Consider the following 25,938-nt stretch of genomic DNA (forward strand, 5'->3'; position numbering starts at 1 on the left):
AGTGGGGGAGATGAGGGAGATAAGGGAGCAGGGGGAGCAGGGGGAGCAGAGGAGAATAACTAATGCCCAATGCCCAATGCCCAATGCCCAATGCCCAATGACTAATTACTAATGACTAATGACTAATGACTAATTTATTATGAATAAAATTGCTTATCTTCAATGTCCGACAGGAATTTCTGGTGATATGTGTCTGGGTGCTTTGGTCAGTTTGGGTGTTCCTGTAGAGTATTTAATTGAAAAACTCAATGGGTTGGGTATTGAACAGGAATATCAGTTAAGGGCGGAATTTGTCCAACGGAATGGCCAGCAGGCGACTAAAGTCCATGTGGATTTAGTACGCGATCGCCATCACCATGACCACCACGGCCACGAACACAGTCACCATCACACACGCCACTTGCCAGAAATCGAGCAGATGATTCTCAAAGCGGGGTTGCCATCACGGGCAGAAGCTTGGAGTTTAGCGGTATTCCGACAGTTAGCAGTGGCAGAAGGGGCAGTGCATGGCATTTCTCCTGAAAAAGTTCATTTTCATGAAGTGGGTGCTATAGATGCGATCGTAGATATTGTGGGTACTTGCCTGGGGTTAGATTGGCTGGGAATTGAAAGTACTGACAAAGGATTGCCCCTACTTTATTGCTCGGCGTTCCCCACTGGTGGCGGTACTGTTCGGGCTGCACATGGTCAGATGGCAGTACCAGTACCAGCAGTATTAAAACTGTGGGAAATGCGGGGTTGTCCAGTTTATAGTAACGGCATTGATAAAGAACTGGTAACACCAACAGGAGCCGCGATCGCTACTACTTTGGTAAGAGACTTTGGTTCACCACCCGCGATCGCTATCAAGCAGGTAGGACTGGGAGCAGGAACCATAAATTTACCCATTCCCAATATTTTACGCCTCTGGCTGGGCGAAAGCACAAGTTTACAGTCAAATTTCAGCGATTCTGAAGATAGTAGCTCAAATTTAGAAACCATCTCAGTACTAGAAACCCAAATTGATGACTTAAATCCCCAAGCGATCGGCTATGTATTTGAGGCGTTATTTGCTGCTGGTGCGGTGGATGTTTTTACCCAAGCGATCGCAATGAAAAAGTCTCGTCCAGGGATTTTGCTGACTGCGATTTGTCATCCAGAAAATTTACTCAGTTGTGAAAGGGTTATATTTCGTGAAACTACAACTTTGGGTATTCGGCGAACAACTCAGCAACGTGCCATTTTACAACGGGAAATCCAACATGTGGAAATTGAATATGGCAAAGTCCGTGTCAAAGTAGCATGGAAAGGACAATCACCAGAAAAAGTTATTGCTAACGTGCAACCAGAATATGAAGATTGTGCAGAGTTAGCCCGAAAACATAATATTCCCTGGCGTGAAATTCAACGGTTGGCGCTACAGCGTTGGTATTTAGTTAATAGTTAAAATCTCTTCGTTCCTCCTTTTCTGTCTCTGACTGAGAAGCAGACAACCTATAAAAGCTTATTTTAGAATCGCTTTTACATTAACTTGACACCAATGCACCAGAGCCAACACCAACTAAAAACCCCTCCAAGATTGGAAGGGTTAAAGTAATTTTTGCTAATGGGATGGTGATTAATGGGAAACAGAAGCTTTTCCTCCTTGATGAGCGATAAATACAGCATGAATGGGTTTGAGGTCGCTGACTTTTGTAGAAGAAGTGGGTAAATTATTGGAGTTAATAGCTACAGGTTTGCCACTATTGTTAGTAGTTGTTTGAGCGCCACCGATTCCAGGCAATAAAGCAATAGAAGTGACAATTAATACAGAATCTATCAAAATTGAGAGTTTCATAAAATTATTTTTATTTCTAGTCAAGTGCAATTAGCTTTCTTGAATAATAGATTCTCATTTTTTGTTCAGTCTTAACTTCCTGCACTTAGATCGCCCGATCGGTTGATTTATTCCTCACCCATTCGGGTGAGCTAATTGATTACTAAAGAATTTCGAGAGCTTTTAGCACCTCTGCTGTTGACTGATATCGTTGCGTAAAGTCGAAATGTACCATTCTATTTAAAATAATCACTAAATCGTTTGTAGCGTCAGTTAGTTCGCGCCAATGTTGCCAAATCTGTTGATTGCCATCAGCTTCGCCTTGAACAATTATTTCACCAGTATTTATATCTCTGCGAAATTCTCTAGGGTCTACTCCAGTTAAACCCTGAATTCCCATAATTCCCAACGCATAAATATCGCTGTTGAGTTTTGGCAAACCACTCATTTGCTCAGAAGGTGCATAACCAGGAGTACCAATTGAAATGGTCTGAGCTTCTTGCTGCTGAGGGTGAATTTGCTTAACAGCACCAAAGTCAATTAAAACAATATGTCGATCTGATTCTCGCCTAATCAAGTTACTAGGTTTAATATCTCGATGGATTACGCCATAGCTATGCACAAAAACAAGCACGTGTAAAACTTCTTTGAGTATATCCACAACTTCAGCTTGTTTTAGTCGCTTCCCAGAGGTTAGCTCTTTGTCCATCGCGTGCCCTCGCACAAATTCTTGCACTAAAGAAAATTGCCGATTTTCTTCAAAAAAAGCTAGCAGTTGGGGAATTTGTGGATGCTTACCCAAAGTTTCTAAAATTTCTGCTTCAGCATCAAATAATCGTCTGACGACATTTAAATATTCTGCATCTTGGCGGGGGGGACGCAACTGTTTAACCACACACTGCGGATTACCAGGACGCTGGATATCATCAGCTAAATAAGTATTACTAAATCCACCAGAACCCAAGCCTTGAGTAATTTTATAGCGGTTGTTTAGTAGGGTTCCTAGTGCAATATCTTGCCCGATGGAATCAGCAATTACAGTTGGTGCTTCATTTAAGGCATCACCGCGCTGCCGTAAAAGACCTTGCAATTCCACAATTAATTGTTGGTGTTCTTGAACCCGTTGGGTAATTTCTTGTTGTTCTTGTTTCGTTTGATAAGCACTATAGGCAAGGACACTCCCGGCGGTAAATACTAACCCCAACGCCGGAGGGATTACTGGGAACCATCCAGCTTGGGTAAAAATGACAAAATTGCCTCCAAATAACAAAGCAAGGGCTGTTGCTCCTGCTAGTCCTAAGCCTAGCGGATGCTGAATCCGCGATACCAGTAACCCACCAACTACAGTCCATCCCCATATCCACAGGACTTTCCCCCACTCAGGTAGAAACCAAAATAGAGGCTGTTTGTTAAGAACAGCACTAAGAATTTGACTAATACTGTGGGCATGAATTTCAATTCCTGCCATTTTGCCGGAATTATCTGATTTACCAGTAGCAAAAGGCGTATTAAAAATATCATTTAAACTATTAGCTGTTGAACCAATTAAAACGATGCGGTCTTTCACCAAATCTGGTTTAACTTGATTTTCAAGCACTTCTGTAATACTTACCTGCTGGGCAATTTGATGACCAGAACGGTAATTAAGCAAAACTTGGTAGCCATTTGTGTCTGCTTTCTGATAACCGCCAGCGTTACTTTGCAGGGGTTTAAATATAGTATCTCGTAGTCGTAGTTCCTTTTTTGGGGTAAATTCTAGTCGGATGTTTCCAACTTCTAAGTATTTGAGTGCTAGCTGTAAACTAAAAGAATAAGTACTTTGACAAGAATCGGATTCTTCTGCACTTACCAATAATAGGTTGCGACGAATTGTAGCATCAGTATCTTCTACAACATCATTAAATCCTACTCGCTCTGCTTCAACCCCTTTTGGCGGTGCTATTCCCGGATTGTTAGAACCAGAATGTTTACAAATAGGAATGATGATATCGCTCTGTTGTAGGCGTTGCAGCAACTTTTCATGACCAGGCTGTACTGGTAAGTCACGGAAAATATCTAGACCAATGGCTCGCGGTTCATAAGCTTCAAGTTTTCCTAACAGTCGGTCTAGAAGTTCGCTAGATAGGGGCCAATTCCACTTTTGGATATCTTTTTCAGTTAAAGCAACAATCAATAAACGAGAGTCTGGGCCTGGGTCGCTACGTAATTGCATCATCTGGTCATAGACCTTCATCTCTAGAGGCTCGAAAACCCCAAGTTTTTGAATGCCTACTAGTAAAAGTGTAGCGATCGCACTTGACAAAATAACTGGCTGTCTAAATAAACTTTTAAAATTCACAACCATTTCTTTTAAATATATTTTACTTTAAAATATACATATTTTTTATCCCAATTCTCATCATTGAAATTATTCTATGCAATTTGCAACTTTTCTCGAAATACCAATATCCCCAACTTCTTAAAAAAGTTGGGGATATTGTTGCTTACGAATGATTAAGTAGGGCTATATCTGTTTAAGATAATGCACAATTGCCTCTGCTGTTGGCAAATTAGTTGCCAGTAAAACTTGATTAATAGTGCATAACCTTAGCAGCGCTTCTTCATTTGCTTGACCAGGCTGAGGTTGCAGCAAATCTCTCAGGAAAATAACTGCTAAAATTTCTCCTGCTCCAACCAATGAAGCAATTGTTTGATACCCTCCAGAAATTGGTGCTGGGGTTTGTTGACTAATAGTTATTCCCGCCTTTTGATGTAAAACTTCACCAACAGATGGCCAGGTAATTGTAAAACTCTGTGAGAAAAATTCTTGATGTTGAGAAACAAATTCAGCAAGTTCTGATTTTTTGCTCTCATGAGCGATGAGTACTATGTTTCTTTCAATAATCGCTTGCGGAGGCTCACTGACATTTGTTTCTTCTGGAGTTTCATCAGATTGAGTTGCTTCTATTTCAGAAGTCTCTGCAATAGTTTCATGATATTGAGTTGTTTCTGCTTTAGAAGTCTCTTCAATCGTTTGACTGATGCTCTCAGTAGCTCCACTTTCTGTTGTTTCCAAAGATGGAATATAACCGAAGTCGGAAATTTCACTTATTTGTGCAGCAACATCATCAACATATAGACTAACTTCTTCAGTACTTGCATTATTAAAATCAATGTATTGATTGCTTAAAACTTCCGCAACGATGTTATCAGGCTCCGTCAATGCTTCCGAAATTTCCCTTCCTGTTTCATCAACAGCCAAACTAGGTTCTACTTCGTCAACATCTGCACTGTCTTCTGCTGCCAATGACCTCTCTAAATCTAGCAGTTCATCATTGACATCTGGTGTAACTTGGCTCAATTTTTCTGACGGCTGAATCTCTTCTTCAGGAACTTCGTTGACAAATTCACCCAAATCTGAATGTACTTCTTCTGCGACTGGCGTATCTAAATCTACTACTTCATTTTCATTATGAGTAGCTTCAAGAATGGTACTCTCCTCTTCAGATACTTCGCTGAAAATGTCACGCGGCTGTACGAAGGTGACTTCTGCTTCGAGTGCTTCCTCTAATGCATTCTCATCTGACGTAGCTTCGGGAATGGTACTTGGTGCAGGAATTTGCTGGAAAATGTCACGCGGCTGTACGAAAGTGACTTCTGCTTCGAGGGCTGCCTCTAACTCTGCATCCTCATCGGACGTAGCTTCGGGGATGGCACTTGTATCACGCCGTTGTACAAAAGTAGATTCTGCTTCGAGTGCTGCTTCAAAATCTGCAACATTATCGTGAGTGGCTTCTGGAACTATACTTGCCTCTTCAGGAGTTTCGATGATGTTTTCCGGTGCTGCGATCGCATCATCAGCTACAGTAAAAGAAACTTCCTCACTATTGGCGCTAACTTCTGGTGTTTGCAAATCCACAACTTCATCACGGCTATCGTGAGGAACTTCGCTGATTGCTTCTGGTGCCTGAACAATGTTTTCAGGAACGATTACCTCAACAACTGGGATGACATCATCTGGTTGAGTAGCAACAACTTCTGAGATTTCGCTGGTTTCTGGGGAAGGTGTTTTTACTTCTTGACTAATTGGCGTTGGAACTTCGTTAACTACTTCTGGGGCTGAATTGGTAACATTGGCAGCGCTGACATTTTCAGGCGATCGCGGCCGAGAAAACAGTGAAGGGTCTATAATTCTAAAGACTGTCTCTGGTTGTTCATAAGCAGGAGCAACTGCTTCCAAAATTAGAACGTAATCTGCAATCCTGATAATATCTCCATCACTCAAAGAATACGATCGTTCTTTTTCAGCTTGTTTCCCATTAAATATTGAGCCATTTCTACTACCAAGGTCAGAGAAGTAGTAATTTCCACTTTTAACAAAAAACTTCGCATGTACCCGACTGATATCAGGACTGTCTAATACTAAATCAGAATCAGGAGAACGACCTATTAACCATTCTCCTCTGGTTGTAGTTTCTGTGGTAAGGTCAACTTCCTTGACTTCACTGAGAGTTGGTGAGTAGCTAACTTTTACTTTCATATTAATTTTTGGTTAATTTTATTGATTTCTGCTACCCAGCGCTGACGGGTAGTATGTTCTAAATTTAAAATATCATCTTGTGACCAATGGAAATGATAAGCAATAAAAGCTACCTCCTCATATAAAGTATCAGAGGGGTAGCTTACGACTCCCCCGCTAGTTCTAGCTCCACTGAAAATTGAGTATTACAGTGGGGACATTGTGTCGGAATATGTACATCACCTTGCTGATTGATTCGATTATAAAATTCTCGGAGATAGGCAATGTCATGCAAGAGTAATTCTTCAAGTAAATCAGGATTAACAGAATTGAGACTGCCCAAGCGAGTTATTACCCGTGCAAGCATTACTAATACGCCGTAAGCTGGATTTTCCTGAACTCTGCGCTCTTGTTGCACCAAAATTTCATCTTTGGCGGTGGCTAAACGCATCACCCCATGACGATGTATTCGTTGTTCGCTATCACTCAATCCTCTAGGAAGAGTGAAGGCAAATTCTGTACAGAGAGTATCCTTTTTACGGGGCATAGGTAATTAAAATAATTCGTAATTCGTAATTCGTAATTCGTAATTCGTAATGACGCTCTCTACGAGACGCTAAAAGCGTAGCTTGCTTCCCTGAAAGGGTACGCGGACTCGCTATCGCTACGCTAACGTAATTAAGTTTTGTAACGGCGATTTAGACTCCGCTACAAAACTTCCCACTTGTTAGTTGCTCTTCACTTAAACTCCCAAAATTAGTTAAATTTGGTCATTTGGCAATAATAACTAGTTCTTTTTCCCCATCTCCCTCATCCCCCAGTGCCCCATTCAATTATGAAGAACTATTTCGGGGGAATTTATTGTATCTTCTGGTATGGAAGTTTCGCTTTCCAAGCCATTTTCCAAGCCATTAATTCGACGATAAAAATCTTGCAGGTAATTTAAATCTTGGGCAAAAAAGTTTTCTACTATTGCAGGAGTTACTTCTGATAAAGCACCCAAGTGGGTAATCACTCGTGACAAGATAATAATTGTGGCATAAACGGGATTAGCTTTAACGCGTGGGTCACGCAAGGGTGCAATCTCGTCTATCGCCGTTGATAACCGCATTACACCTTTGCGGTGGAGGTTGCCTTCAGAGTCTAGATACCCCTTTGGCAATGTAAATTCAAACTCTGTAGGAAACATACTCCTCCTAATTACTTCACGCGCTTAAATTCCTCAAAAGCAACCTCCATTTCCTCAATTTCGATGTCATGGCTGCGGGCGTTAACATCGGCAATTTTGTAACTTGCGGGCCAAGCACCGGCTAATTCAAATCTAGCTACTTCTTCATTTGCCTGATTATAAATAGACAAAGCAACAAGTCTACGTTGCCCAGACCAATTACCTTTTTCGACTTTTTCAAACCACTTCCAAAAATCCATAGATTTAGTGGTACCTCTACGCAGAGTGAGATTACCACTTTTAGGATTGCTAGGAAGTTTAGTTCTCACCACTTGACCTTTTGACTGCCCTTTTGTACCCCAGGTTTGAGAGGTAACTTCACAAATTTCAATTACCTCTTGGGTTCTTTTGAAGCCTTGACACTCCAAAAAGAAGCAATTGGCATCGTTTTGACCTTCTAGTGTCAGTTCTAAATAGAACCGATGGGCTGTCAGAACTTCTGGAATTCGGCTTGCGGATTGTACCACTGTTAAATAATTCGTAATTCGTAATTCGTAATTCGTAATTCGTAATGAAGCTTGCGACTCGCTACCGCTACGCTCTAAGCAAAGCTATGCCGCAGGCTTTACCTAATTACGATTATTTGATTCGTTTAATTCCTTCGTGAACCAATTCAACTGTTTCATTTGCCATATCACCACCAGAGGCAGTTAATGTAGGGCCAGTATATTTGCAAGGATAGCAATTGACAATGTTCCACCGTGCTTTTTCAGAGCCTTGTTGGTCGTAAGCAACCACTGAACCCGTCTTGCGATTTTGTGCCCACTTCCGAGGATCGCCCATATCTTCGTTACAATCTTGATACCATTTATAAAGGTCTATATCATCAGTGGCGATGACTTTTACTGTGATGTTGGTAAATTTAACAACAGTTGGTGTAGCTTGACGCATTAGTTTAGCGCCCTTAGATGAACCGTGGACTTCTTGCGCTGGTGTATTTTCAACGCCTAGTCCACTAATTTCTTTGATGAATTTATCAGTAATTCCATCAGCCTCAAAGTAAAATTTACAAGAGGTTAAAAATTCGCCTGCCATACTTTTAGACTCCTTTGTGTGTAGTTAATTTGGGAATGGGGAATGGGGAGAGACGCGATAAATCGCGTCTCTACAAGAGGAGAATTCTTGGACTATTCGCTATCTTCAATGCCATTCCATTGGCTGATGCGGAAAACCACAAATTCAGCCGGTCTGACTGGGCAAACACCGACTTCGATGTACAAACGTCCTAAAATTCTGGTTTCTGGTGGGTTCAATTCTTCGTCACACTTGACATAAAATGCTTGTGCTGGAGATGCCCCAAATAAAGCACCTTCACGCCAGATACGCTCTAAGAAATTACTGACGGTGCGGGTTACACGCGCCCATAAATCTTGGTCGTTCGGTTCAAAAACTACCCATTGAGTTCCCAATTCTAGGGATTTCTCAATATAGCTAATTAACCGCCGCACACTGATGTAACGCCACTCTGTTTTATCTGGCTCAACTAAAGTGCGTGCGCCCCAAATGCGAATACCTCGATTTGGGAAGTTGCGAATGCAATTTATCCCCAGGGGATTTAATAGTTCTTGTTCGCGGAAGTTTGTGTCATAGCCCAAACCGATTACGCCTCTAGGAACTTCATTTGCAGGCGCTTTGTAAACTCCTCTGGTTTCATCGGTGCGGGCCCAAACACCCATCACATGACCACAAGGAGGTACTAAAATTGGATTACCGCGATCGCGTGGATTAGGTACTTTAATCCAAGGATAATAAAGGGCCGCAAACATCGAACGACGGTTAAATCTATTCAACCATTCCACTACTTGTTGAGGTTTGACGGCATCCGGTGGCGCATCAAGGACAACCATACGGTTAGGCGGGTTGGGAATATCGCCACTGGCAGAACCTTCGCACATACTAATCATCAGTTCGATGATGCCGTGGACTTGATCTAAATTAAGTATCTGCTCTTGATAAGCCCGCATCACATCAGGACAGGCCAGCATTGTGATTTCATCAACTTCAAAGATACCGCGTACCCCGGTGCGATCGTCTCGAACCCCTTCTAAATTTTGCGAAAATCTGTCGGGTGGGGCGGCGACAATGGGCGGCGCTAGTTCATATTGACCATTTACCGGACGACGAGCTAAAGGCTGTCCACTTTGAGTTATGTCTTCTAAGGTGATGTACATGGAATTTCTCAATGCCGTCACCGCATAAGTCGCTGCTTGAGCAGCAGGTTCGCGGTTCATTGTCAAGTTTTCGTATTCCTCTAAAAGTTCATCTCCCCGACGAATTTGGATGGTGAAATATTCGCCTGTATTTGGAGGCGCTTCTCCTTCAGTACCTTCGGGTAAGGCGCGGGGCGAACCATCAATAATTACAAGATTTACTAATCCGCCTGATGCTTGCTCAGGGCGCAAAGTAAAGCGGAGGGCTGGACGATTACCTCTAGAGTTGATTCTCAGGGTAGCCGGTTCTGGAGTTGCCGGTCTGGGTGCGCCTGGTAACTGAGTGCCAATGCTTGTTACCCAGCAGCGACCGCCCCCATTCATAAAGTAGCCGTAGACTGAAAAGGGTAAATAGGCGTTGAAGTCGGTGAAGCCGTCAGAGTTGAGACGGGCAAAGTAGTTTAAAAATTGTGTCCAAGTGGTTACTAGCATGGGCTTGTATAACTCAGCCCCACCACGAACGTCTTCTGTAAAGCCGACAAATCCGGCAACTGCCGTGCTAACACCTTCAATTGGTCGGCTACCCCGGTCAATTTCTTCAATATAGACACCAGGAGCAAAGTAATCAAGTCTAGCCATGAAAGTCTCTCCAAGTCGGTAAAAAGCTAATTATTCAGGAGTTAGAAATATTTCTTTGAAAGTATTACTTTGGTTATCTACCAATGCATTGACGTTTTGGGGTAAATAGCCAGGATGATTCAGAATCAAAACATAATTACCTAAATGAAGGTCTTCAAAGAAGAACAGCCCTTCTTTAGTGGTTAATATGGATTTTTCAGTTCCCCTCACAGTTACCTCTGTCGCTACCAACGGCAGATTTGTCACCGCACTTTTGACAATACCCGCGATCGCAACTCGCCTGGTTAATACTAGACTGTCGCTATCACGAGATAATTGATTTCGCAAATTGAAAATCCGCTCCCAAACCAAAGGTACTGGAGTAGGTTGTGGCTCGAAGGGGATTGTAACTGTCAAATATAAGGCTGAACGCAATGGCACATTCAGAGCGCTCCATAAAGAGCCAATTTCAATTGGCGGCTCTAGGGCAACTGTCATGTTCAAATTACCATAGCCCCGTAACTCAGGAACCAAAAACTCCTCTTCTAAGGTGCGATGGCGCAAAAGTACAGCCAACGCCTCACTAATAAAGTGATGTTCACCTAAAGCTGTTCTATCCCAGGCTGTTAATAGCAGCGAAACATCAAACCAAGCGGGTGCCCAATTTACAGTAGCAGGTTGTAGAGCGCGTGTTAGCTTGCGCTCAACTTGCCTACCAGAATGTTGTACCTGCTTACTCTCACGGATATCAAAAATGTATAAATTGAGAGTCGGGCCTGCTCCCTCTTCCCTTCGATTACCAGGATGGCTAAAGTCAATTTGCTCTGTACTGGTAAGTGAGGTTCCTCCAGCGAGAATTTCGGCTAAAGTTTGAAGAACGAAGATAAGCATGAAGGTGTTCTGCTGGTAGCTAATCCAGATGCATCTACAGTATATGTATCGGTCTTCTAAAGTTAATTAGACTTTTGTCGATATTTTTGGGATTGGGAATTGAAAAACTCTTCTTGAGTCTTGATTACCCATTACCCATTCCCCAATCTTCCCACAATGATGATTGAGGGAACTGGAAGATATTAGATTCAAAAATCCGAAAAGCAGTAACTTCAGTTTGTAGATTAGTCTGGAGCAATTCTTAATGGGATGCACTACATTTTTTTGTGGACTGGACATTTTACTAGTATTGCAAACAACAATACTAGACACTGTATATACTTAAAAAAAGGAGAAGTGCATCCAAATAAAAACTTAATAATTCTTTGTATTAACTATCTAACAAGATAACTTAACAAAAAAATAAACATTCCTGGGACTGCATAATTTTATACTAGTCGGCAGAAGATTAAAACATTTGGTTGCAAAAAGCGAGTGAAGCTATGACACTAGGCTTTTCTGTACAAAAACTAGAGAATGGCTCGAATTATTTGAATTCCTCAGATATTCAGAGCTTTTGTCAGCTAGAGTCTGAGCAGTTAACTAGTCAATATCCAATTCTTTTCGCTCGGATTGTCTATCATGATTGCTTGCTGAAAAATCATCAGGAAGTTATAAGTTATGGTCAAAACCAAGCTCCTTTTTCTCGAAAAACTTTGGATTATTTGCGCTCAGAAGGATGGCTGACAGATTTTCCGCCTGCTTTGACTTTGCATGAATTTAAGCTGAAGGATTTTTCATCTATTTCTTACATTTGCCCCATAGCCTATAGAAATCAAAAACCTGAATACATTCAAATCATTACTCATAAACCTCTGTCAGAGAGTTTGCAAGTGTCTGTTAAACGCTCTGCTATGCTCTTGAGTAAGTATATAGATATTTACTTAGACTATGGAAGACAAAAAACTGAAATTCAACTCCTAGAAGATGTTTTGCATCGAATAGGGCATCAATTACGTAACTCTCTAGGGCTTATAGGATTATATGCACATAACTTATGCTTAGGCTTAGAAGATAGTCCTTGGCAAGAGCAAGCAACAATTATTGGCGAAAGCATACAAGATTTAGATACGAATTTAAACGAGCTTATTGATTGTGGACAAGGAGCAAAATTAAGGGCAACACACCAAGATTTAAGAAGTTTAGTTGTTGAAAGTATCACAAATTTACAACCTCTAATTAATCAGAAAAAAATTAAAATATCGATTCCCGATACATCAACGACACTGAGAATAGACAGATTGCAAATGAAACAAGTATTTGACAATATTCTCAGTAATGCTGTCCATTTTAGTCCTAATTCAGGAACTATTACCTGTAGCTGGCAAATTTTTCAAGATGAAGTTTTAATTAAAATTTCCGACCAAGGGACAGGATTATCTCAAGAGGATTTACAAAAAGTTTTTACTCCATTTTATTCCCGGCGTAAAGGAGGTACAGGACTAGGCTTAACTATTGCTAAGAAAATTATTTTGGATCATCAAGGAAGTATTTGGGCGCAAGTTTTATCAGAAAGTGGAGCGCAATTCTCTGTAATTTTACCTCGACCAAGGAGCGGGAATTAATTCATAATTCGTAATTAACAAAAATGAATAATAATAAACTTTCGGTTTTGTTGGTAGATGATGAAGAACGGTTCCGCCAAGGATTACGGACTCTTCTCAACTTCTATAGTATTAATTCTGCCTTACCTGTAGAAGTTATCGGTGATGCAGATTCTGTGGAGCAGGTTTTAAAGTTTATAGCCCAAAAGTGTCCAGATTTAATTTTGCTGGATATGCAATTGAAGGGATGTGATGGGATTACAGTTTTAGCACGTCTTAAGGAAACTGCTTACACTGGCAAGATTTTAGTGTTGTCGGCTCATCAAGAAGACGACTGGATTTTTAGAGCAATGCAGGCGGGAGCCGCAGGTTATGTGTTTAAAAATCGTGTAGCAACACAATTGTGTGAGGCGATTGAGACTGTGACAAGAGCGGAAATTTATCTACCTTCAGAAGTTGCTAGTCGATTTTTCCGGTTTTTTCAGGCTTACTCAGATTCTTGTCTAAAAGCATGTCATAAAGTGCATTTAACCGAAAGAGAGCAAGAGGTTTTATACTGGTTAACTCAAGGTGCTTCTAATGAAGAAATCGCCAAACATTTATATGTAACAGTTGCGACTGTTAAGGCACATCTCACCAGTATTTTTGAAAAATTGAAGGTTACTAGCCGGACTCAAGCGATTGTGGCTGCCCTCAAGTTAGGATTAGTTCACGCTTGAGCGCGACGGAAGTAATCGGCGCAATTCACGAAACTCTTTGCTTATGCCTTCATTTGAATCTTTTTATCAACAATACCCCTGTTCGTATAATTCTCCCTTAAGTTGCGATCGCCCTTTTCAAACGGCGCAGCAAATCAAGGGGGCTAAGTTTTGCTTGGAATGTGGTTTTCCGGCAACTTTACCACAGGAGGCTGAGATTAAAGGAAATCAGGGGACTTATCAAATAGCTAGTTTTATTGGTGTGCGGGGTTTAGGCCGCTTATACTCAGGTATCCAACTCAAGGACAAACAACCTGTCATCATCAAAGAATACCTACTACCCAATCGTTCTTTTAATGAAAGCGAGACTCAAAAGCGCAAAGATACTTTTAAACGGGTGGGTGGGGTAAGTTTAGCCGATAGTAGAATTCAAAACTTCCGTCTGGTGGAAACTAAAGAAGCGATCGCAGATGAAAAAGGAGAGCGTTGTTATTTAATTACTCAAGGAATAGAGTCATCCCAAACTTTAGGTAAGTATCTCATAGAAAAGGGAGCAATGACATCTCTTGATGTGCGTGAGGTACTAAATCAAGGTTTACAAACTCTCCAGTTTCTCCACACCCAAAAGCTGCGTTTCCCCTCCAATCAAACACAACTGGGTATAACTCACGGCAACATTAATTTAGATAGTACTTTAATTAAAGTAGAAAATAATCAAAAGTTCTCTATATACTTTTGCGATTTAGCTATCTGGGAAAACTTATTTATTCCACCTATTATTACTCAACCCGCACCCGCCAGACCCGAGCAAGATTTAGAATCATTAGGGTTGCTAGCATTTTATTTGTGGGCAGGAAGAACAATTAATTTTTTATCCAACCAGCCTCTCGACCCTAGAGATAATCAACAATGGCCAGATACAGATAGCCATTTGAAGCAGTTTATTTATCGTTTAATGGGGCTAGAAACTCCTTTCGAGAATGCGGAAACGGCTCGTCAAGCACTGCTACAACTTCCTAAAGAAGATAGTGGTAAGAGTTCGGTACGTTCTCCAGCTTCTCAAGTAATAGAAAAGCCTTTGTCAATGCCTTTAATTTTGTTAGGAATTCTGGCTTTATTACTACTTGGCGGGGGAATTTTATATTGGCTTTTGGGCAAGAAAACAGATAATCCTAACGAATATATACTCTGGTCTAGACTTGTGCGGAATTTCTCTGAAGTCCCTAACGTCCCTTCTGGACAATTTACTTACACAGGAGAAAAAGACAGTACATGGAGCTTTGTTTTGACGCAATCGGTAGACAACAGTCGTTTAGGAGATTTGTTGACCAGACCAAAGCCAGATGCAACAGCAACATTTAACTATGAATCTGTTTTGTCATCCAATATAAATAATCCGATTAAAAGTATTGAAGAAGTCCAAACAAGCAAAAAAGATTTTGCAATTACTAGTTTGGCAGACAACATCACAGATAAACTTACTAAAAGACAAGTTGCTTATGATGGATTACTTGTTTTTGTAGCATTTAATAAAAGAGACTCAAATATTGCTAATGCTCTGGGTGGGCAAATAAATATTGAGCAATTGCGTCAAATTTACACAGGTAAAATTACCAATTGGCAGCAAATTAGTCCCAAACTTCCAAATCTGACTGTGAAACCTTTTGCTCCAACTGAACCAGAAGCAATCAGTAAATTTAAAGAAATAATTCTCAAAAATGCCCCTCAAGACGAAGCTTTATTTACAGCGAAAGTTACTAAACTTGATACAACAAAAACCCAAAATCAGATCCGCAGTGAGACTTTAGAGGGGCGAACCACTGGTATTATCAGTTTTGGCATTATCAGTAAAACTTCGAGTCAGTGTACTGGCTATCCGCTAGCGATCGCAGATGGTAAAAAGTCAGCAATTCAACCTCTGTTTCAAAGGCGCGATCGCCGCTCAATTAATCCCTCAGATGACTTGTGTCAACATGATGATTATTATGTTGATGTCACAACTTTCCAAAGCTACCCCCTGGGATACCCTATTTTTGTAGTGTACCCTAAAGACAGCAGCCGCCTGCCTGGTGGTTCTACATTTGCCCAGATGCTAACCACTCGTCAGGGTCAGTGTTTACTTAGTAAAGTAGGTCTTGTAGCTTTACAACCTATGCCTGATGATATAAATTCCTATGCCTGCAAATCGGTGCCCTAATCCTAGTTGCGAATATTTTAACCGCGCCCTGCCTAACAATGCTAAGGTTTGTCCCTGGTGTTCGACTCCTGTGGGCCCTGTGAATAATGTAGTTTCCCCTACACCACAACCACCTATTCAACCACAGCCTAGTCAACAACCGTCTAATCAACCTCCGCCTGTTCAGTATCAGCGGCCAGCAACAGACCAACCTAACTACCAACCTCCTCAACAAGCCCCCGTTGATTATTCAACAGTCTATCAGCCACGGGTTGCTTATCAACCAACACCCCCAGTTTATACCCCTCCACCTCAAAGAGCGCCAGCCTTAAAGCTGATTCATAGCACCGGCAGAGAATTTCATCTCGTTGGGGAAGGAGGTTATATTGGTCGCCGCAGTCAGAGTCCAGGAATAGCACCACCCGAAATTGACTTGACTGGTATCCCTAGTGAGGGAATAGTCTCTCGTCGTCACGCCCGAGTCGATTGGGACTGGTCGCAAAATGCATACATGATTGTTGATATGAGTACAAATGGTATTTATTTAAACAACAATTCTCTCACTCCTGGTATGCAATATCGCCTGCTTAATGGAGATTCATTGCGATTTGGTCAGGACAATCTAGTTAACTTTACGGTATATATTGTGTAGTAAAACAGCTACTAAAATCTGTCAAATTTTATGGGTAGTTGATGGGTTGGGGACTTCCAACAAATAAATTACCCAATCTTGTGGGGTATTTTTTTATTTGGAAGTCCCTTATCAACTACCCTTCGATTTTAAAATACTCATTGTTCATGCCAAATTAATATCTCTCATAGTATCCACCATTAGATTGGTTTGGTGCGTTTCTTTGTTAACGCACCCTAAAAAATTGGCGATCGCGCTATAGCTGCTACATGAGAAGGTCTGCGTTCTGCTTTCTATTCCGCTTCCGATCTCCCAATAACCTTCTTGTCTGCAACTAACCCCATAAATACTTCAGGCGATGTACCACCACCAATCCCCAGACTAAACCCAGCTTCACCACCCTCTGACTTAATCCCAACCTTGTCTGGTGCTGTGCCTTCATTCGTTGAGGCCTTTGCGAATGAGTCGCTCGTTCCTTCTTGTATCAATGTGCTTTTTATCAAATTTGGCACAGTCTTTCCCTTTACATCCGGGAACGCCATTATCCCAGTATTAAACAAATCCCGTTCGGCTCCGGGACGCAGTGTAAATTCTATAAGTACTTTCGGCTCAGGGCTTTTACGATATAAGTAGTTTTGAGCTTGTTTGAAGTCTCCTAAATGCCCACTTAGCTTCGCGTTATTACCTCCTTCAAGTTCTTTCCAGTCCTCTAATTTCATTGTCCGGTATACCTTCAATGTCTCAACTTCGCCTTCGTCTGCTCCAGTAGCCTTTGCTGGTTGGTTTCCAGCCTCGCGTTTTTTCCAGCCGTAAAGTGTCATGTACTGCTCCTGTAAGGTATGCTCCCGATCCGGCATACTCTTATGTTGGATGTCATAAATTAGTGCTTCCGTAAAATGTTGTTCGTTCTCGAATTCTACCTCCGTGGAAAAGAGTTGTTTGAGATGGAATTCAACTACCTTTGGATCGACATCGAGTTCAGCAAGACTGCCCATGAGTGTCTCATAGGATGGGGACTTTTCAAAAGCCTTAAAGTTTGCGTATGTTTTTGTTTTTTTACCCTTATCAGCCTTAATCTTAATCTTCCGTTGCAATACGTACTCACTTGATAAAGCAGTCGTTAAGCTTGTGGTTGGTTCTGTAAGGCTTTCTTTTTTCTGGATGGGTTGTCGATCTGAATAATTGTCAGCCATCGCCTGCAATTGAGGTGCTTGTTTAGTTTGTGGGCTGTTATTGGCCATTTCCTGAAAATCTCTCAATTCTGCGATCGCTTCCCCACTCCGTAGGGTTGACTTAGCTTGGAGATATTCTTTTGGCATGGCTTTTCGCTGCACAGCCCCGCCATTCTGCTGCACAACATGGGTTAACTCATGCGCCAACAACTCTTGCCCCCCTCGACTCCCTGGATTATATTCTCCCTGCCGAAAAAACACATCCTGTCCTGTTGTGAAAGCCCGCGCCTGTATTGATTGATTTAACTGGTCAGATTTACCATCCGTGTGAACCTTCACCCCACTGAAATCAGCGCCAAACGCCTGTTCCATCGGTTTGCGGATGTTGTCAGCCATTGACTGTCCCCCACTCTTTGCCTGATTAATAGACGCTTCTAAGTCAGGCGCAGCAGCTATCTCAGCCTCAGCCTGGCGCTGCACCATCGGCTTCATCTGTAATTCTTCCTCATCCTCTGGCAATGCTTCTCGTTGCAGTGTGCTATTGTCCAAAGATTTCATCTGTAATTCTTCCTCATCCTCTGGCAATGCTTCTCGTTGCAGTGTGCTATTGTCCAAAGATTTCATCTGCAATTCTTCCTCATCTTCTGGCAATGCTTCTCGTTGCAGTGTGCTATTGTCCAGAGATTTCATCTGCAATTCTTCCTCATCTTCTGGTGCTTCTTGTCGTTGCAGCGTGCTATTGTCCAGAGATTTCATCTGTAATTCTTCTTCTTCCTCTGGTAATGCTTCTCGTTGCACCAAAGGCGTGATGGAATTTGCCATCGGTTTCATCTGTAATTCTTCTTCTTCCTCTGGTAATGCTTCTCGTTGAATAGACTGGCGATTTACTGGTTGCGCCATTCTTTGCATTACCTGTTGTGCGACGCTATCAGCTTCCTGTTCGTAAATGTCTCCAGGCTGGCTTATTGAGAGTTTTGCTTGCGATCGCAGTGGTATGTGACTGATATCGTGAGTAACTAGTTGATTAAGTGGTTGTATTTTCGGAACCGCTTGGCGTGAAATTGCCGACGACTCAAAACCAAAGCCGCGTGTTGGGTGTTTTAGGGATGGAATTGAGAAGCCTGTAGTAGTTTGTTTCTTCCGGCTGACATATTCTCTCATTTTCTTATCCTGTTACCCAAGTAGTAGCTAGATGAATGATTTTGCTGTTACTAACATCTAGGGTACTGCGATCGCATTTTCTACACAATTCCTCAAAAGTTTAAATCTAGGCAAAAACTAAGTTCGACTTTTGGCTACTTTTGATTCTGATGCTGTACCTTTAGCCTGGATTCTAGGAGAGGTTTTTTATTTATGGACTCAAAACAGCAACAAAGTTTTTTCACCTTCGATGGAGATGTTGGCGGTACTGCTGGATACGCCGGGGTTTCAGCAGCATCTGATGGTAGCAAGGCGGCTAAAACTGCAAGTAAATATCTCAACGACTCACGGCTGATGAACCAACTAACAGAACACGTGTATAAACTTTTGCTAGAAGACCTGCGATCGCAGCGCGAAAGGGTAGGTAGTTATGATTCTCAAAGGTGGTTGTGATGGCTACAGGCGCTAATAACGGCAACATTACTCACGAATTAAATTATGTTACTACTAATCGGTTCTATGTCGAAATAGACAGTTCTATTGCTGCATCTTTTGCTGAATGTACAGGATTAAGTGTTCAAATTAAGAAAAATGTTTTTCAGGAAGGTGGTGTCAACGACCAGCAAAGAATTTATTTAGGTCATACAGAATTTGCAGACATAACCCTGAAGCGAGGATTTACCGATCATCCAGGTTTTTGGAACTGGATGAATGCAGTTTTTGATGAACAAAAGAAAACATCTCGGCGTAATGTCAATATTCTGATTTTTAACCAAGCTGGTGAAACGATGATGAGTTGGACTTTGATTGGCGCTATTCCCATAACCTGGAAAACACCTGCACTCCAAGCAGATGGAAAAGCAGTTGCAATTGAAGAATTAACTTTAGCTTATGAAGGTTTACAAATAGCAAGGTCTACAGGAGGAGGCACTTCTGTACAACGAAATCAAAAAACAGGATATTTCGTTTCTAGTTAATTGGTTACTATCCAACAATAACTATGCAAATTACTCCATCTTCGTTAGGAAACAATATTCATCCCCTTGGGGTAATATCACCTTTGTCGAATCCTCAAAGAATGAGCTTGAAGAAAGAATCTCACTCTTTGCATTCACGAAGTAATTTTATTAGTACAATACAAACTAAACCACCATTAGTCACATCCGCTAACTTTTTCTTGTCTCGTCAGTATGAGCCATCGATTCAACCATTAATAGGTTGGGATAGTTGGGATGCTGAGGATATAAACAGTGAATTTGCATTGCTTGAGTTTGATTCTTATGATTTAATAGATCCACTAGAGAATAGTACTATTAATAGTAATAAGCCAGAAAAAGACAGTACCCCAGCAATACTGCCGACTCGCATTGAAAAAAATCCGAGTAACAACACTTCACAAGAATTAAGTATCAAAAGTAAATCTAAATCAAAAAAAACAAATAAACCTCAACAGCCAGCAGCAAAAAAGTCAAAATCAAAACCTAGAGCTAAAAAGACGATCGCATCATCGGGTGCTAAAAAAGTTGAACAACTTATTAATGAAAATAATGTTATTATTAATAACGAAGAATCTCCATCGATTAAAGCTAACTTAGAAGCCCCAAATTTACAGATGGATAGTCCTTCAGAGAACACCATAAATAACAATAATTATGTTACTACTACAACAGTAAAGACTCCATCTTTAATTGAAGATACATCAACTCTATTCAGGAATACTCTTAGCAATAATCTGCACACAACTTCTGAGTTTCCATCTAGCTCACCCAGTGTAGAGTTGCCTATAACAGAAAGCATTTTACCATTACAAGAGAAGATTAACTTAGATAATAATACAAGTGAATTAGTCGAAGCTCCGTCTATAGAATATCCTTTGACTAATAATGTAGAAAAAATATTTACCCCATCTAATAAATTTTCCAATAACGATCAAACAATAATCACCGAAGCATCAGACTCAGCTAATGTTTTAGATAGTTTAGTCAGCCCAACGGCCTCACAACAAGATATTGAAGCACATCAAGTTTCTTCTGTTGTGGACAATAAAATTAGCACTACTCAAACAAATTTAATCCAATCGCAAGAGAGCTTATCAACTTTAATCTCTCCATCGCAGGAAGAAGAGTTAACAAATATAAATAGTAATTTTGAGGTAAGTCAAGTTATTGAAACAGACTCAATATTAAGAAGCAACCAAAATTCTTTTGTCACAGATAATCCTGGAGTTGAAAATTATTTAACTTTACCGTCAGCACTTACTTCACCTGATGTTAATAGCGATCCTACATTACTTTCTCCTTTAGCAAATGATGAAAACACTGTAGAATCAGAATCTAATTCTGAACCTTCATTGGTAAAAAAATCAATTGCAGTAAAACAAGAACTTAATCCTGATTTTTCACAGGATGTAGAAAATCTAACGCAAAACCTAACCCTCCAGCCTACTTTCTTACAAGGGGATGGGGAGAATTTAAAGCCTCTCTCCTTGCAGAAAAAAGGTTTTCCAGATACCGGGAAAAGTCAGGAAATTGATTTGAGTGTTACAAGTGAATTTCTAGCCAGTGCGCCTGTTGAGTTAATACCTACTTCAGCCTATATTGAAGACACAACTAGTTTATTCAGCAACTCTGATAATAATGAAGAGTTAATAACTTCAGAGTCACAGTCTGGTATGGCTGTTAATATCTCAGCAAATGTGACTTCACTACAACGTGATGAGGATATTACCAGCGATTTTACAGAAAATCATTCCATCTTAGCATTGCCTGAAACTATTGAAGCATCAACAATTTCCGCCATTTTACCTGAAACTAGTGAAGCATCGGTAGTTAGTGCTAGTTCACCTGAGATTGATGAAACACCAACAATTATCGCAACTTCGTCTGAGATTGGTGAAACATCGGTAGTTAGTGCCAGTTTAGCTGAAATTAGTGAAGCACCAACAATTACCGCCACTTCGCCTGGAATTTTTGAAGCATCGGTAGCTAGCGCCATTTCGCCTAAAATTGGTGAAGCATCGGTAGCTAGCGCCACTTCGCCTGAAATTGTTGAAGCATCGGTAGCTAGCGCCACTTCGCCTGAAATTGGTGAAGCACCAACAATTACCGCCACTTCGCCTGAAATTGTTGAAGCATCGGTAGCTAGCGCCAGTTTACCTGAAATTAGTGAAGCATCGGTAGCTAGCGCCACTTCACCTGAAATTGTTGGAGAAGCAAGTATTTTTAGAAAAATTATTGAAACAGTAGAATCAGAAAATCCTGAAATATTAACCTGGGATAATCCAGATATTCTAGAAAACCCAACTTATCCACAAGATGAGGTAAGCACAGCACCTAAAGTTGAGCAAAATGCGATCGCACAAAAACCCGCACCTAAAGGTTATGCTACTGGTGGTCATGTTACAGATTCCCCCGTTGAAAATCGCCAGCACATAGCACCCTCAGATACAGTACCAGCAATGCTTTCACCTGGGGAGTTTGTGATTAATACCAGGGATGCACAGAAGAATCTACCTTTGCTACATCACATCAACACTGGTGGAATACCGCACGATATTATCCTTCCAAGTTTACAGACACCCGATCTTACAGAACCAGAAGAAACAACTTCCCCAAAGACTCCGACTAAAGTCGATTCTTTTTCAGACACTTCATTACAGCTAAAAAGCGCTGAGACTAATTCACCTGAGATATCCAATTCCTTAATTCCTTCTCCCTTGGGATTGAATATTAATCAAAAGAAACTTTCGATTTTCAATTCTCCACAGCTTAATCCTCTTCAAAATGAAACAATAGATGTCGGTGAAGCTTCACCTCAATACTCATCGCCTCCCCTAATTTTCCGAAAAGCAAATCCTACAACTTATACATCTTCACAGTCGTCAAATACACCTTCTCAATGGTCAAGTGTTGAAGATTTACTAAATGTAAATAATGATGATTTCACTAGCTTTAATTTTCATGATGGGGAATCAAACAGCCAAAATTATGAATTTTCTCATGGTTCAGAATCGCCACAAGTTTTTGCTAAACATCTTCCTTCACCTAGAGGCTTTGCTAATGGTGGAGAAGTCACTCTACCCGATATATCTAGAGAAATACAACCGGTAACTGAGACGATAGAGAGCGCATCTTCATCTTCTCAAGGAGATGAGAAAGATGATACAGCTAATCTGGAAGCTCTAGCCCGTGAAATTTATCACAGATTACGACAACGGATAGAAATTGAGCGAGAACGTCATGGCGGTTACTCAGGTAGATTACCTTGGTAGATTTCCATTCAATAATTAATTTTTGGAGAAATATTCAAATGGCAAGTCCAGCAATTATTGTTATTCAAAAACGTCAACCGCAACTTGAAAAAGCCAAACTTGTGGCTTATAAAAGTGGAGCAACGAAAGATATTGAATTGATGTTTAATCCTACAGACATTAGTTTTACTCGAACTGTGACGTGGGAAAGTCAGCAAGGGAATAGAACTACCAAACTTTTCCCTAAAGTTAACTTTTCTGGCCTTGAGCCTTACAAATTCACACTTAAACAGTTACTATTCGATACTTATGAAACTAAAGAATCGGTAATGAAGTACGTAAGCATTATCAAGCAAGGTGTAGAAGGTATCGACGATAAGCCTGATACGCGTCCACCTGTTTACAGATTTATCTGGGGAACAGAGTATTTTTATTGTGTAATCACAAGTCTAACTTACACTTTAAATATGTTTCTTACTGATGGCACACCAGTCAGGGCAATGGTAGATATAGCCTTACAACAAGTAGATGAAACAAACCTTCCTGTAGGAAAAGAATCAGCTTCTAAAGGCAAAGATCGCCAGGCAAATCAAAAGCTCGGAAAAACTGATAAGCCAAAGTAACCAAATTTTTAAATATTAATTTTTTAGTACTTTCTAATTCCAGGCTGCTTTGAACATTTCATGGTTTTAAAATAATAGTTATGACTAAGGAAAGCCTTTATTTAAGTCAACCTAAAGTTCAGATAGAAGGACTAGACGATTCTTCAGAATTGATGAAAGATTTGGTGCAAATCACCATAGAAGAAAGCCTTCATTTACCAGCAATGTTTACCCTAGTAGTACATAATAGCTATCTTCCCACTTCTGAACGCTCAGAAAACAAGCCTTGGCGATATGAGCAGGTATTTAAGATTGGGAAAAAAGTGAAGTTGGGTTTTAGTGGAAGTACTACTCAAGATCCTAATTTTAAAAAAGATGTAGAAGAAGATTTTCTGATGCAAGGCGAAATTACAGCAATGGAAGTTCACTTCAATGACAAATCTGAAGCTGATATTATTGTTCGTGGCTATGATATTTCCCATCGTCTTCACCGAGGGCGTTATAATCGTTCTTTTTTGAATGAAACTGATAGTGATATAGTCAAGAAAGTAGTTAAACAAGTAGGGATAAAACTTGGCAATATAGAGTCAACTAGCGAAGTTCATAAGTATGTCTTCCAAGAAAATCAAACTAATATGGAGTTTTTGCGGGAAAGGGCTGCCCGCATTGGTTTTGAATTATTTATTACAGAGGACAAGATAAATTTTTGCAACCCAAAAGTTCAGGGAAGTTTATCACTCAAATGGCTAGTTAATATTAGTAAATTTAGTACCCGCGTCACCAGTGCTGAACAGGTGAGTTCTGTGGAAGTACGTGCCTGGGACTATAGCCAGAAAAGATTGATTAGCCAAATAGCCAAGAAAGAGAAGCAAGTAACTGAGACAGGTAATAAGCTAGGAAGTAGTACAAGTACTGCATTTTCTAATCTTAATTCGCCCAAAATGACTGTTGTAGATAAACCTGTTACCAGTGAAAATCAAGCAAAGGCTATGGCTCAGGCTTTGTGTGATGAACTGGGAGGAGAATTTGTTTATGCAGATGCCAAAGCGACTGGGAATCCTGAGATTCGTCCTGGACGGGTTATTAATCTTGAGGGTATGGGCGATCGCTATAGTGGTAAATATTATGTTACAGAAACTCGCCATTTCTTTAATCAGCGCGTTTATGAAACTGATTTCAGCGTCCGGGGGCTACGTTCTGGTAACTTATTCACAACTCTCTCCCCAGAAAAACGTCTACAGCCGTCTGAGACTTTATTAGTCGGAATTGTAACTGATAATAAAGACCCAGAGAAAATGGGCAGAGTGAAAGTTAAGTTTCCCACTCTCACAGAAGACCATACAAGTGACTGGGCGAGAGTTGTAGCTGTGGGAGCAGGTCAAAACAGAGGCTTCGACTGTTTACCAGAGGTAAACGATGAAGTTTTGGTAGGTTTTGAACATGGCGATATTCACCGTCCCTACGTCATTGGCGGGGTATGGAACGGGAAGGATGCACCACCGGAAAAGGTGGGTGATTCAGTTACAAGTGGCGTAAGATTACGCACCATTAAGACTCGCGTTGGTCATGTTTTACAGTTTGTTGAAGAGGATAAAGGAAGTAGTAAAACAGGTATTCGCGTAGAAACTAAAGACGGTCATAAAATATATCTCAATGATAGTCAAAGGTGCATAGAGATTGAAACCAAAGGCGGTCATAGAATAAAAATGGACGATATGGCTAAATCTGTTTCAGTAAAATCAACAGGTAATATGTCATTAGATGCTGCTGGAAATATAGACATTTCAGCCAACGGCACGATTACAGTCAAAGGTGCATTGATTCGACTTAATTAATTCGTAATTCGTAATTCGTAATTCGTAATTAACATAATAGGAGGTTGTCGTGGGTAAACCGGCAGCAAGAATTACTGACAATGTGGCGCATCCTTTACCCCCAGTTTTAACAGGAGGGCCGGGTAGTCCTAATGTGTTGATTGGATCTTTACCTGCGTGGCGGGGCGTGCTTGCCGCAGCAGTACCAGCTTTGCAATCCGCCAAGCAAATTTCTGATACAGCTATTCAAGTGGCTGAGGCTGCTACCCTAGCGGCTGCTGGTACACCAGGACTACCTGGTGCTTTAGCTACTGAGCAAACTACAAAGGCAACATCAGCAGCTACTATGGGTAGTGCGATCGCTGCTGCTGCTGCTGGTGCTGATATTCATAATTGCACTACACCTTTACCCTTGCCTCCTCACGGGCCTGGGGTTGTGATTGACGGCAGCCAGACTGTTCTGATTAACAACCTACCCGCCTCTCGGATGGGCGACACTATTATAGAAGCATTAGGGCCACCGAATAAAATTATCAAAGGTAATCCCACTGTTTTGATTGGCGGCTAATTTAATTGGAATGTAAGGAATCTGCGTCCACAAGTAAAAAAGACTCATTAACGAAGCTCTGAGGTTCATTAACGGAGTTCAAAGACTCATTCACGAAGCTTAATTTATTCCCCTGCCCCCTGCCC

Annotated in this window: 22 protein-coding genes; 11 read left to right on the forward strand and 11 right to left on the reverse strand. The window is 41.0% G+C overall.

The window, feature by feature from the left end:
- Window positions 1-139 precede the first annotated feature (139 nt).
- Entirely contained in the window at window positions 140-1,426 is a 1,287-nt protein-coding gene (larC, locus tag CDG77_RS24585) for a nickel pincer cofactor biosynthesis protein LarC (protein ID WP_094331963.1), read from the forward strand.
- Window positions 1,427-1,597: 171 nt separating this feature from the next.
- Here larC and CDG77_RS24590 read toward each other — a convergent pair whose 3' ends face one another.
- From CDG77_RS24590 to CDG77_RS24635, 10 genes are all read right to left on the reverse strand, one after another.
- Window positions 1,598-1,816 (reverse strand): hypothetical protein, encoded by a 219-nt coding sequence (locus CDG77_RS24590; RefSeq protein ID WP_094331964.1) that lies wholly within the window; start codon window positions 1,814-1,816, stop codon window positions 1,598-1,600.
- A gap of 142 nt (window positions 1,817-1,958) precedes the next feature.
- On the reverse strand, window positions 1,959-4,139 hold the full coding sequence (locus tag CDG77_RS24595) for a CHASE2 domain-containing serine/threonine-protein kinase (protein WP_094331965.1): 2,181 nt from the start codon (window positions 4,137-4,139) through the stop codon (window positions 1,959-1,961).
- A gap of 159 nt (window positions 4,140-4,298) precedes the next feature.
- Window positions 4,299-6,314: an FHA domain-containing protein gene (locus tag CDG77_RS24600; RefSeq protein ID WP_094331966.1), complete on the reverse strand. Its 2,016-nt coding sequence runs from the start codon at window positions 6,312-6,314 to the stop codon at window positions 4,299-4,301.
- Window positions 6,311-6,493, reverse strand: coding sequence for a DUF6760 family protein (locus CDG77_RS38895; RefSeq protein WP_083782463.1), 183 nt, complete (start codon window positions 6,491-6,493; stop codon window positions 6,311-6,313). The genes CDG77_RS24600 and CDG77_RS38895 overlap by 4 nt, the downstream gene beginning before the upstream one ends.
- Window positions 6,457-6,840, reverse strand: coding sequence for a hypothetical protein (locus tag CDG77_RS24610; RefSeq protein WP_094331967.1), 384 nt, complete (start codon window positions 6,838-6,840; stop codon window positions 6,457-6,459). The genes CDG77_RS38895 and CDG77_RS24610 overlap by 37 nt, the downstream gene beginning before the upstream one ends.
- A gap of 282 nt (window positions 6,841-7,122) precedes the next feature.
- Window positions 7,123-7,482: a hypothetical protein gene (locus tag CDG77_RS24615; RefSeq protein WP_094331968.1), complete on the reverse strand. Its 360-nt coding sequence runs from the start codon at window positions 7,480-7,482 to the stop codon at window positions 7,123-7,125.
- Window positions 7,483-7,493: 11 nt separating this feature from the next.
- Window positions 7,494-7,988 (reverse strand): phage tail protein, encoded by a 495-nt coding sequence (locus tag CDG77_RS24620; RefSeq protein WP_094331969.1) that lies wholly within the window; start codon window positions 7,986-7,988, stop codon window positions 7,494-7,496.
- Between the two features lie 112 nt (window positions 7,989-8,100).
- Complete coding sequence (locus CDG77_RS24625; protein WP_094331970.1) at window positions 8,101-8,556, reverse strand: phage tail protein; 456 nt, start codon at window positions 8,554-8,556, stop codon at window positions 8,101-8,103.
- A 92-nt stretch (window positions 8,557-8,648) separates the two neighbouring features.
- Window positions 8,649-10,310 carry a phage tail sheath family protein gene (locus tag CDG77_RS24630; protein ID WP_094331971.1) on the reverse strand — a complete coding sequence of 554 codons (1,662 nt, stop codon included), beginning with the start codon at window positions 10,308-10,310 and terminating at the stop codon, window positions 8,649-8,651.
- A 30-nt stretch (window positions 10,311-10,340) separates the two neighbouring features.
- Entirely contained in the window at window positions 10,341-11,180 is an 840-nt protein-coding gene (locus tag CDG77_RS24635; protein ID WP_094331972.1) for a Pvc16 family protein, read from the reverse strand.
- 482 nt (window positions 11,181-11,662) lie between these two features.
- Between CDG77_RS24635 and CDG77_RS24640 the strand changes: the two genes are divergently transcribed.
- Genes CDG77_RS24640 through CDG77_RS24655 form a run of 4 tightly spaced genes read left to right on the forward strand, consistent with a single transcriptional unit; the run spans window position 11,663 to window position 16,289 of the window.
- Complete coding sequence (locus tag CDG77_RS24640) at window positions 11,663-12,784, forward strand: sensor histidine kinase (RefSeq protein ID WP_094331973.1); 1,122 nt, start codon at window positions 11,663-11,665, stop codon at window positions 12,782-12,784.
- A gap of 23 nt (window positions 12,785-12,807) precedes the next feature.
- Window positions 12,808-13,482, forward strand: coding sequence for a response regulator transcription factor (locus CDG77_RS24645; RefSeq protein ID WP_094331974.1), 675 nt, complete (start codon window positions 12,808-12,810; stop codon window positions 13,480-13,482).
- A gap of 43 nt (window positions 13,483-13,525) precedes the next feature.
- Entirely contained in the window at window positions 13,526-15,658 is a 2,133-nt protein-coding gene (locus CDG77_RS24650) for a substrate-binding domain-containing protein (RefSeq protein WP_094331975.1), read from the forward strand.
- Entirely contained in the window at window positions 15,636-16,289 is a 654-nt protein-coding gene (locus CDG77_RS24655) for an FHA domain-containing protein (protein WP_094331976.1), read from the forward strand. The genes CDG77_RS24650 and CDG77_RS24655 overlap by 23 nt, the downstream gene beginning before the upstream one ends.
- A gap of 272 nt (window positions 16,290-16,561) precedes the next feature.
- On the opposite strand, the gene CDG77_RS24660 is transcribed toward CDG77_RS24655, so the two are convergent.
- Window positions 16,562-18,601 carry an eCIS core domain-containing protein gene (locus tag CDG77_RS24660; protein ID WP_223269955.1) on the reverse strand — a complete coding sequence of 680 codons (2,040 nt, stop codon included), beginning with the start codon at window positions 18,599-18,601 and terminating at the stop codon, window positions 16,562-16,564.
- A gap of 192 nt (window positions 18,602-18,793) precedes the next feature.
- Here CDG77_RS24660 and CDG77_RS24665 point away from each other — a divergent pair, with 192 nt between their 5' ends.
- From CDG77_RS24665 to CDG77_RS24690, 6 genes are all read left to right on the forward strand, one after another.
- On the forward strand, window positions 18,794-19,033 hold the full coding sequence (locus CDG77_RS24665; protein ID WP_094331977.1) for a hypothetical protein: 240 nt from the start codon (window positions 18,794-18,796) through the stop codon (window positions 19,031-19,033).
- Window positions 19,033-19,557, forward strand: coding sequence for a phage tail protein (locus CDG77_RS24670; protein WP_094331978.1), 525 nt, complete (start codon window positions 19,033-19,035; stop codon window positions 19,555-19,557). The genes CDG77_RS24665 and CDG77_RS24670 overlap by 1 nt, the downstream gene beginning before the upstream one ends.
- 23 nt (window positions 19,558-19,580) lie before the next feature.
- On the forward strand, window positions 19,581-22,850 hold the full coding sequence (locus CDG77_RS24675; protein WP_143857086.1) for a hypothetical protein: 3,270 nt from the start codon (window positions 19,581-19,583) through the stop codon (window positions 22,848-22,850).
- Window positions 22,851-22,888: 38 nt separating this feature from the next.
- A complete protein-coding gene (locus tag CDG77_RS24680) occupies window positions 22,889-23,452 on the forward strand; it encodes a CIS tube protein (protein ID WP_094331980.1) in 564 nt (187 codons plus the stop codon).
- 80 nt (window positions 23,453-23,532) lie between these two features.
- Window positions 23,533-25,266 carry a VgrG-related protein gene (locus tag CDG77_RS24685; RefSeq protein ID WP_094331981.1) on the forward strand — a complete coding sequence of 578 codons (1,734 nt, stop codon included), beginning with the start codon at window positions 23,533-23,535 and terminating at the stop codon, window positions 25,264-25,266.
- A gap of 49 nt (window positions 25,267-25,315) precedes the next feature.
- On the forward strand, window positions 25,316-25,813 hold the full coding sequence (locus tag CDG77_RS24690) for a PAAR domain-containing protein (protein WP_094331982.1): 498 nt from the start codon (window positions 25,316-25,318) through the stop codon (window positions 25,811-25,813).
- The last annotated feature ends 125 nt before the right edge of the window (window positions 25,814-25,938 follow it).

Origin of the sequence: Nostoc sp. 'Peltigera membranacea cyanobiont' 213, from assembly GCF_002245975.1 — a bacterium.
Taxonomy (GTDB): Bacteria; Cyanobacteriota; Cyanobacteriia; order Cyanobacteriales; family Nostocaceae; genus Nostoc.

What these genes read in the sequence shown, in the direction of transcription:
- larC (WP_094331963.1), top strand. Translation starts at nt 140, where the DNA reads ATGAATAAAATTGCTTATCTTCAATGTCCGACAGGAATTTCTGGTGAT.
- CDG77_RS24590 (WP_094331964.1), bottom strand. Translation starts at nt 1,816, where the DNA reads ATGAAACTCTCAATTTTGATAGATTCTGTATTAATTGTCACTTCTATT.
- CDG77_RS24595 (WP_094331965.1), bottom strand. Translation starts at nt 4,139, where the DNA reads ATGGTTGTGAATTTTAAAAGTTTATTTAGACAGCCAGTTATTTTGTCA.
- CDG77_RS24600 (WP_094331966.1), bottom strand. Translation starts at nt 6,314, where the DNA reads ATGAAAGTAAAAGTTAGCTACTCACCAACTCTCAGTGAAGTCAAGGAA.
- CDG77_RS24610 (WP_094331967.1), bottom strand. Translation starts at nt 6,840, where the DNA reads ATGCCCCGTAAAAAGGATACTCTCTGTACAGAATTTGCCTTCACTCTT.
- CDG77_RS24615 (WP_094331968.1), bottom strand. Translation starts at nt 7,482, where the DNA reads ATGTTTCCTACAGAGTTTGAATTTACATTGCCAAAGGGGTATCTAGAC.
- CDG77_RS24625 (WP_094331970.1), bottom strand. Translation starts at nt 8,556, where the DNA reads ATGGCAGGCGAATTTTTAACCTCTTGTAAATTTTACTTTGAGGCTGAT.
- CDG77_RS24630 (WP_094331971.1), bottom strand. Translation starts at nt 10,310, where the DNA reads ATGGCTAGACTTGATTACTTTGCTCCTGGTGTCTATATTGAAGAAATT.
- CDG77_RS24635 (WP_094331972.1), bottom strand. Translation starts at nt 11,180, where the DNA reads ATGCTTATCTTCGTTCTTCAAACTTTAGCCGAAATTCTCGCTGGAGGA.
- CDG77_RS24640 (WP_094331973.1), top strand. Translation starts at nt 11,663, where the DNA reads ATGACACTAGGCTTTTCTGTACAAAAACTAGAGAATGGCTCGAATTAT.
- CDG77_RS24645 (WP_094331974.1), top strand. Translation starts at nt 12,808, where the DNA reads ATGAATAATAATAAACTTTCGGTTTTGTTGGTAGATGATGAAGAACGG.
- CDG77_RS24650 (WP_094331975.1), top strand. Translation starts at nt 13,526, where the DNA reads ATGCCTTCATTTGAATCTTTTTATCAACAATACCCCTGTTCGTATAAT.
- CDG77_RS24655 (WP_094331976.1), top strand. Translation starts at nt 15,636, where the DNA reads ATGCCTGCAAATCGGTGCCCTAATCCTAGTTGCGAATATTTTAACCGC.
- CDG77_RS24660 (WP_223269955.1), bottom strand. Translation starts at nt 18,601, where the DNA reads ATGAGAGAATATGTCAGCCGGAAGAAACAAACTACTACAGGCTTCTCA.
- CDG77_RS24665 (WP_094331977.1), top strand. Translation starts at nt 18,794, where the DNA reads ATGGACTCAAAACAGCAACAAAGTTTTTTCACCTTCGATGGAGATGTT.
- CDG77_RS24670 (WP_094331978.1), top strand. Translation starts at nt 19,033, where the DNA reads ATGGCTACAGGCGCTAATAACGGCAACATTACTCACGAATTAAATTAT.
- CDG77_RS24675 (WP_143857086.1), top strand. Translation starts at nt 19,581, where the DNA reads ATGCAAATTACTCCATCTTCGTTAGGAAACAATATTCATCCCCTTGGG.
- CDG77_RS24680 (WP_094331980.1), top strand. Translation starts at nt 22,889, where the DNA reads ATGGCAAGTCCAGCAATTATTGTTATTCAAAAACGTCAACCGCAACTT.
- CDG77_RS24685 (WP_094331981.1), top strand. Translation starts at nt 23,533, where the DNA reads ATGACTAAGGAAAGCCTTTATTTAAGTCAACCTAAAGTTCAGATAGAA.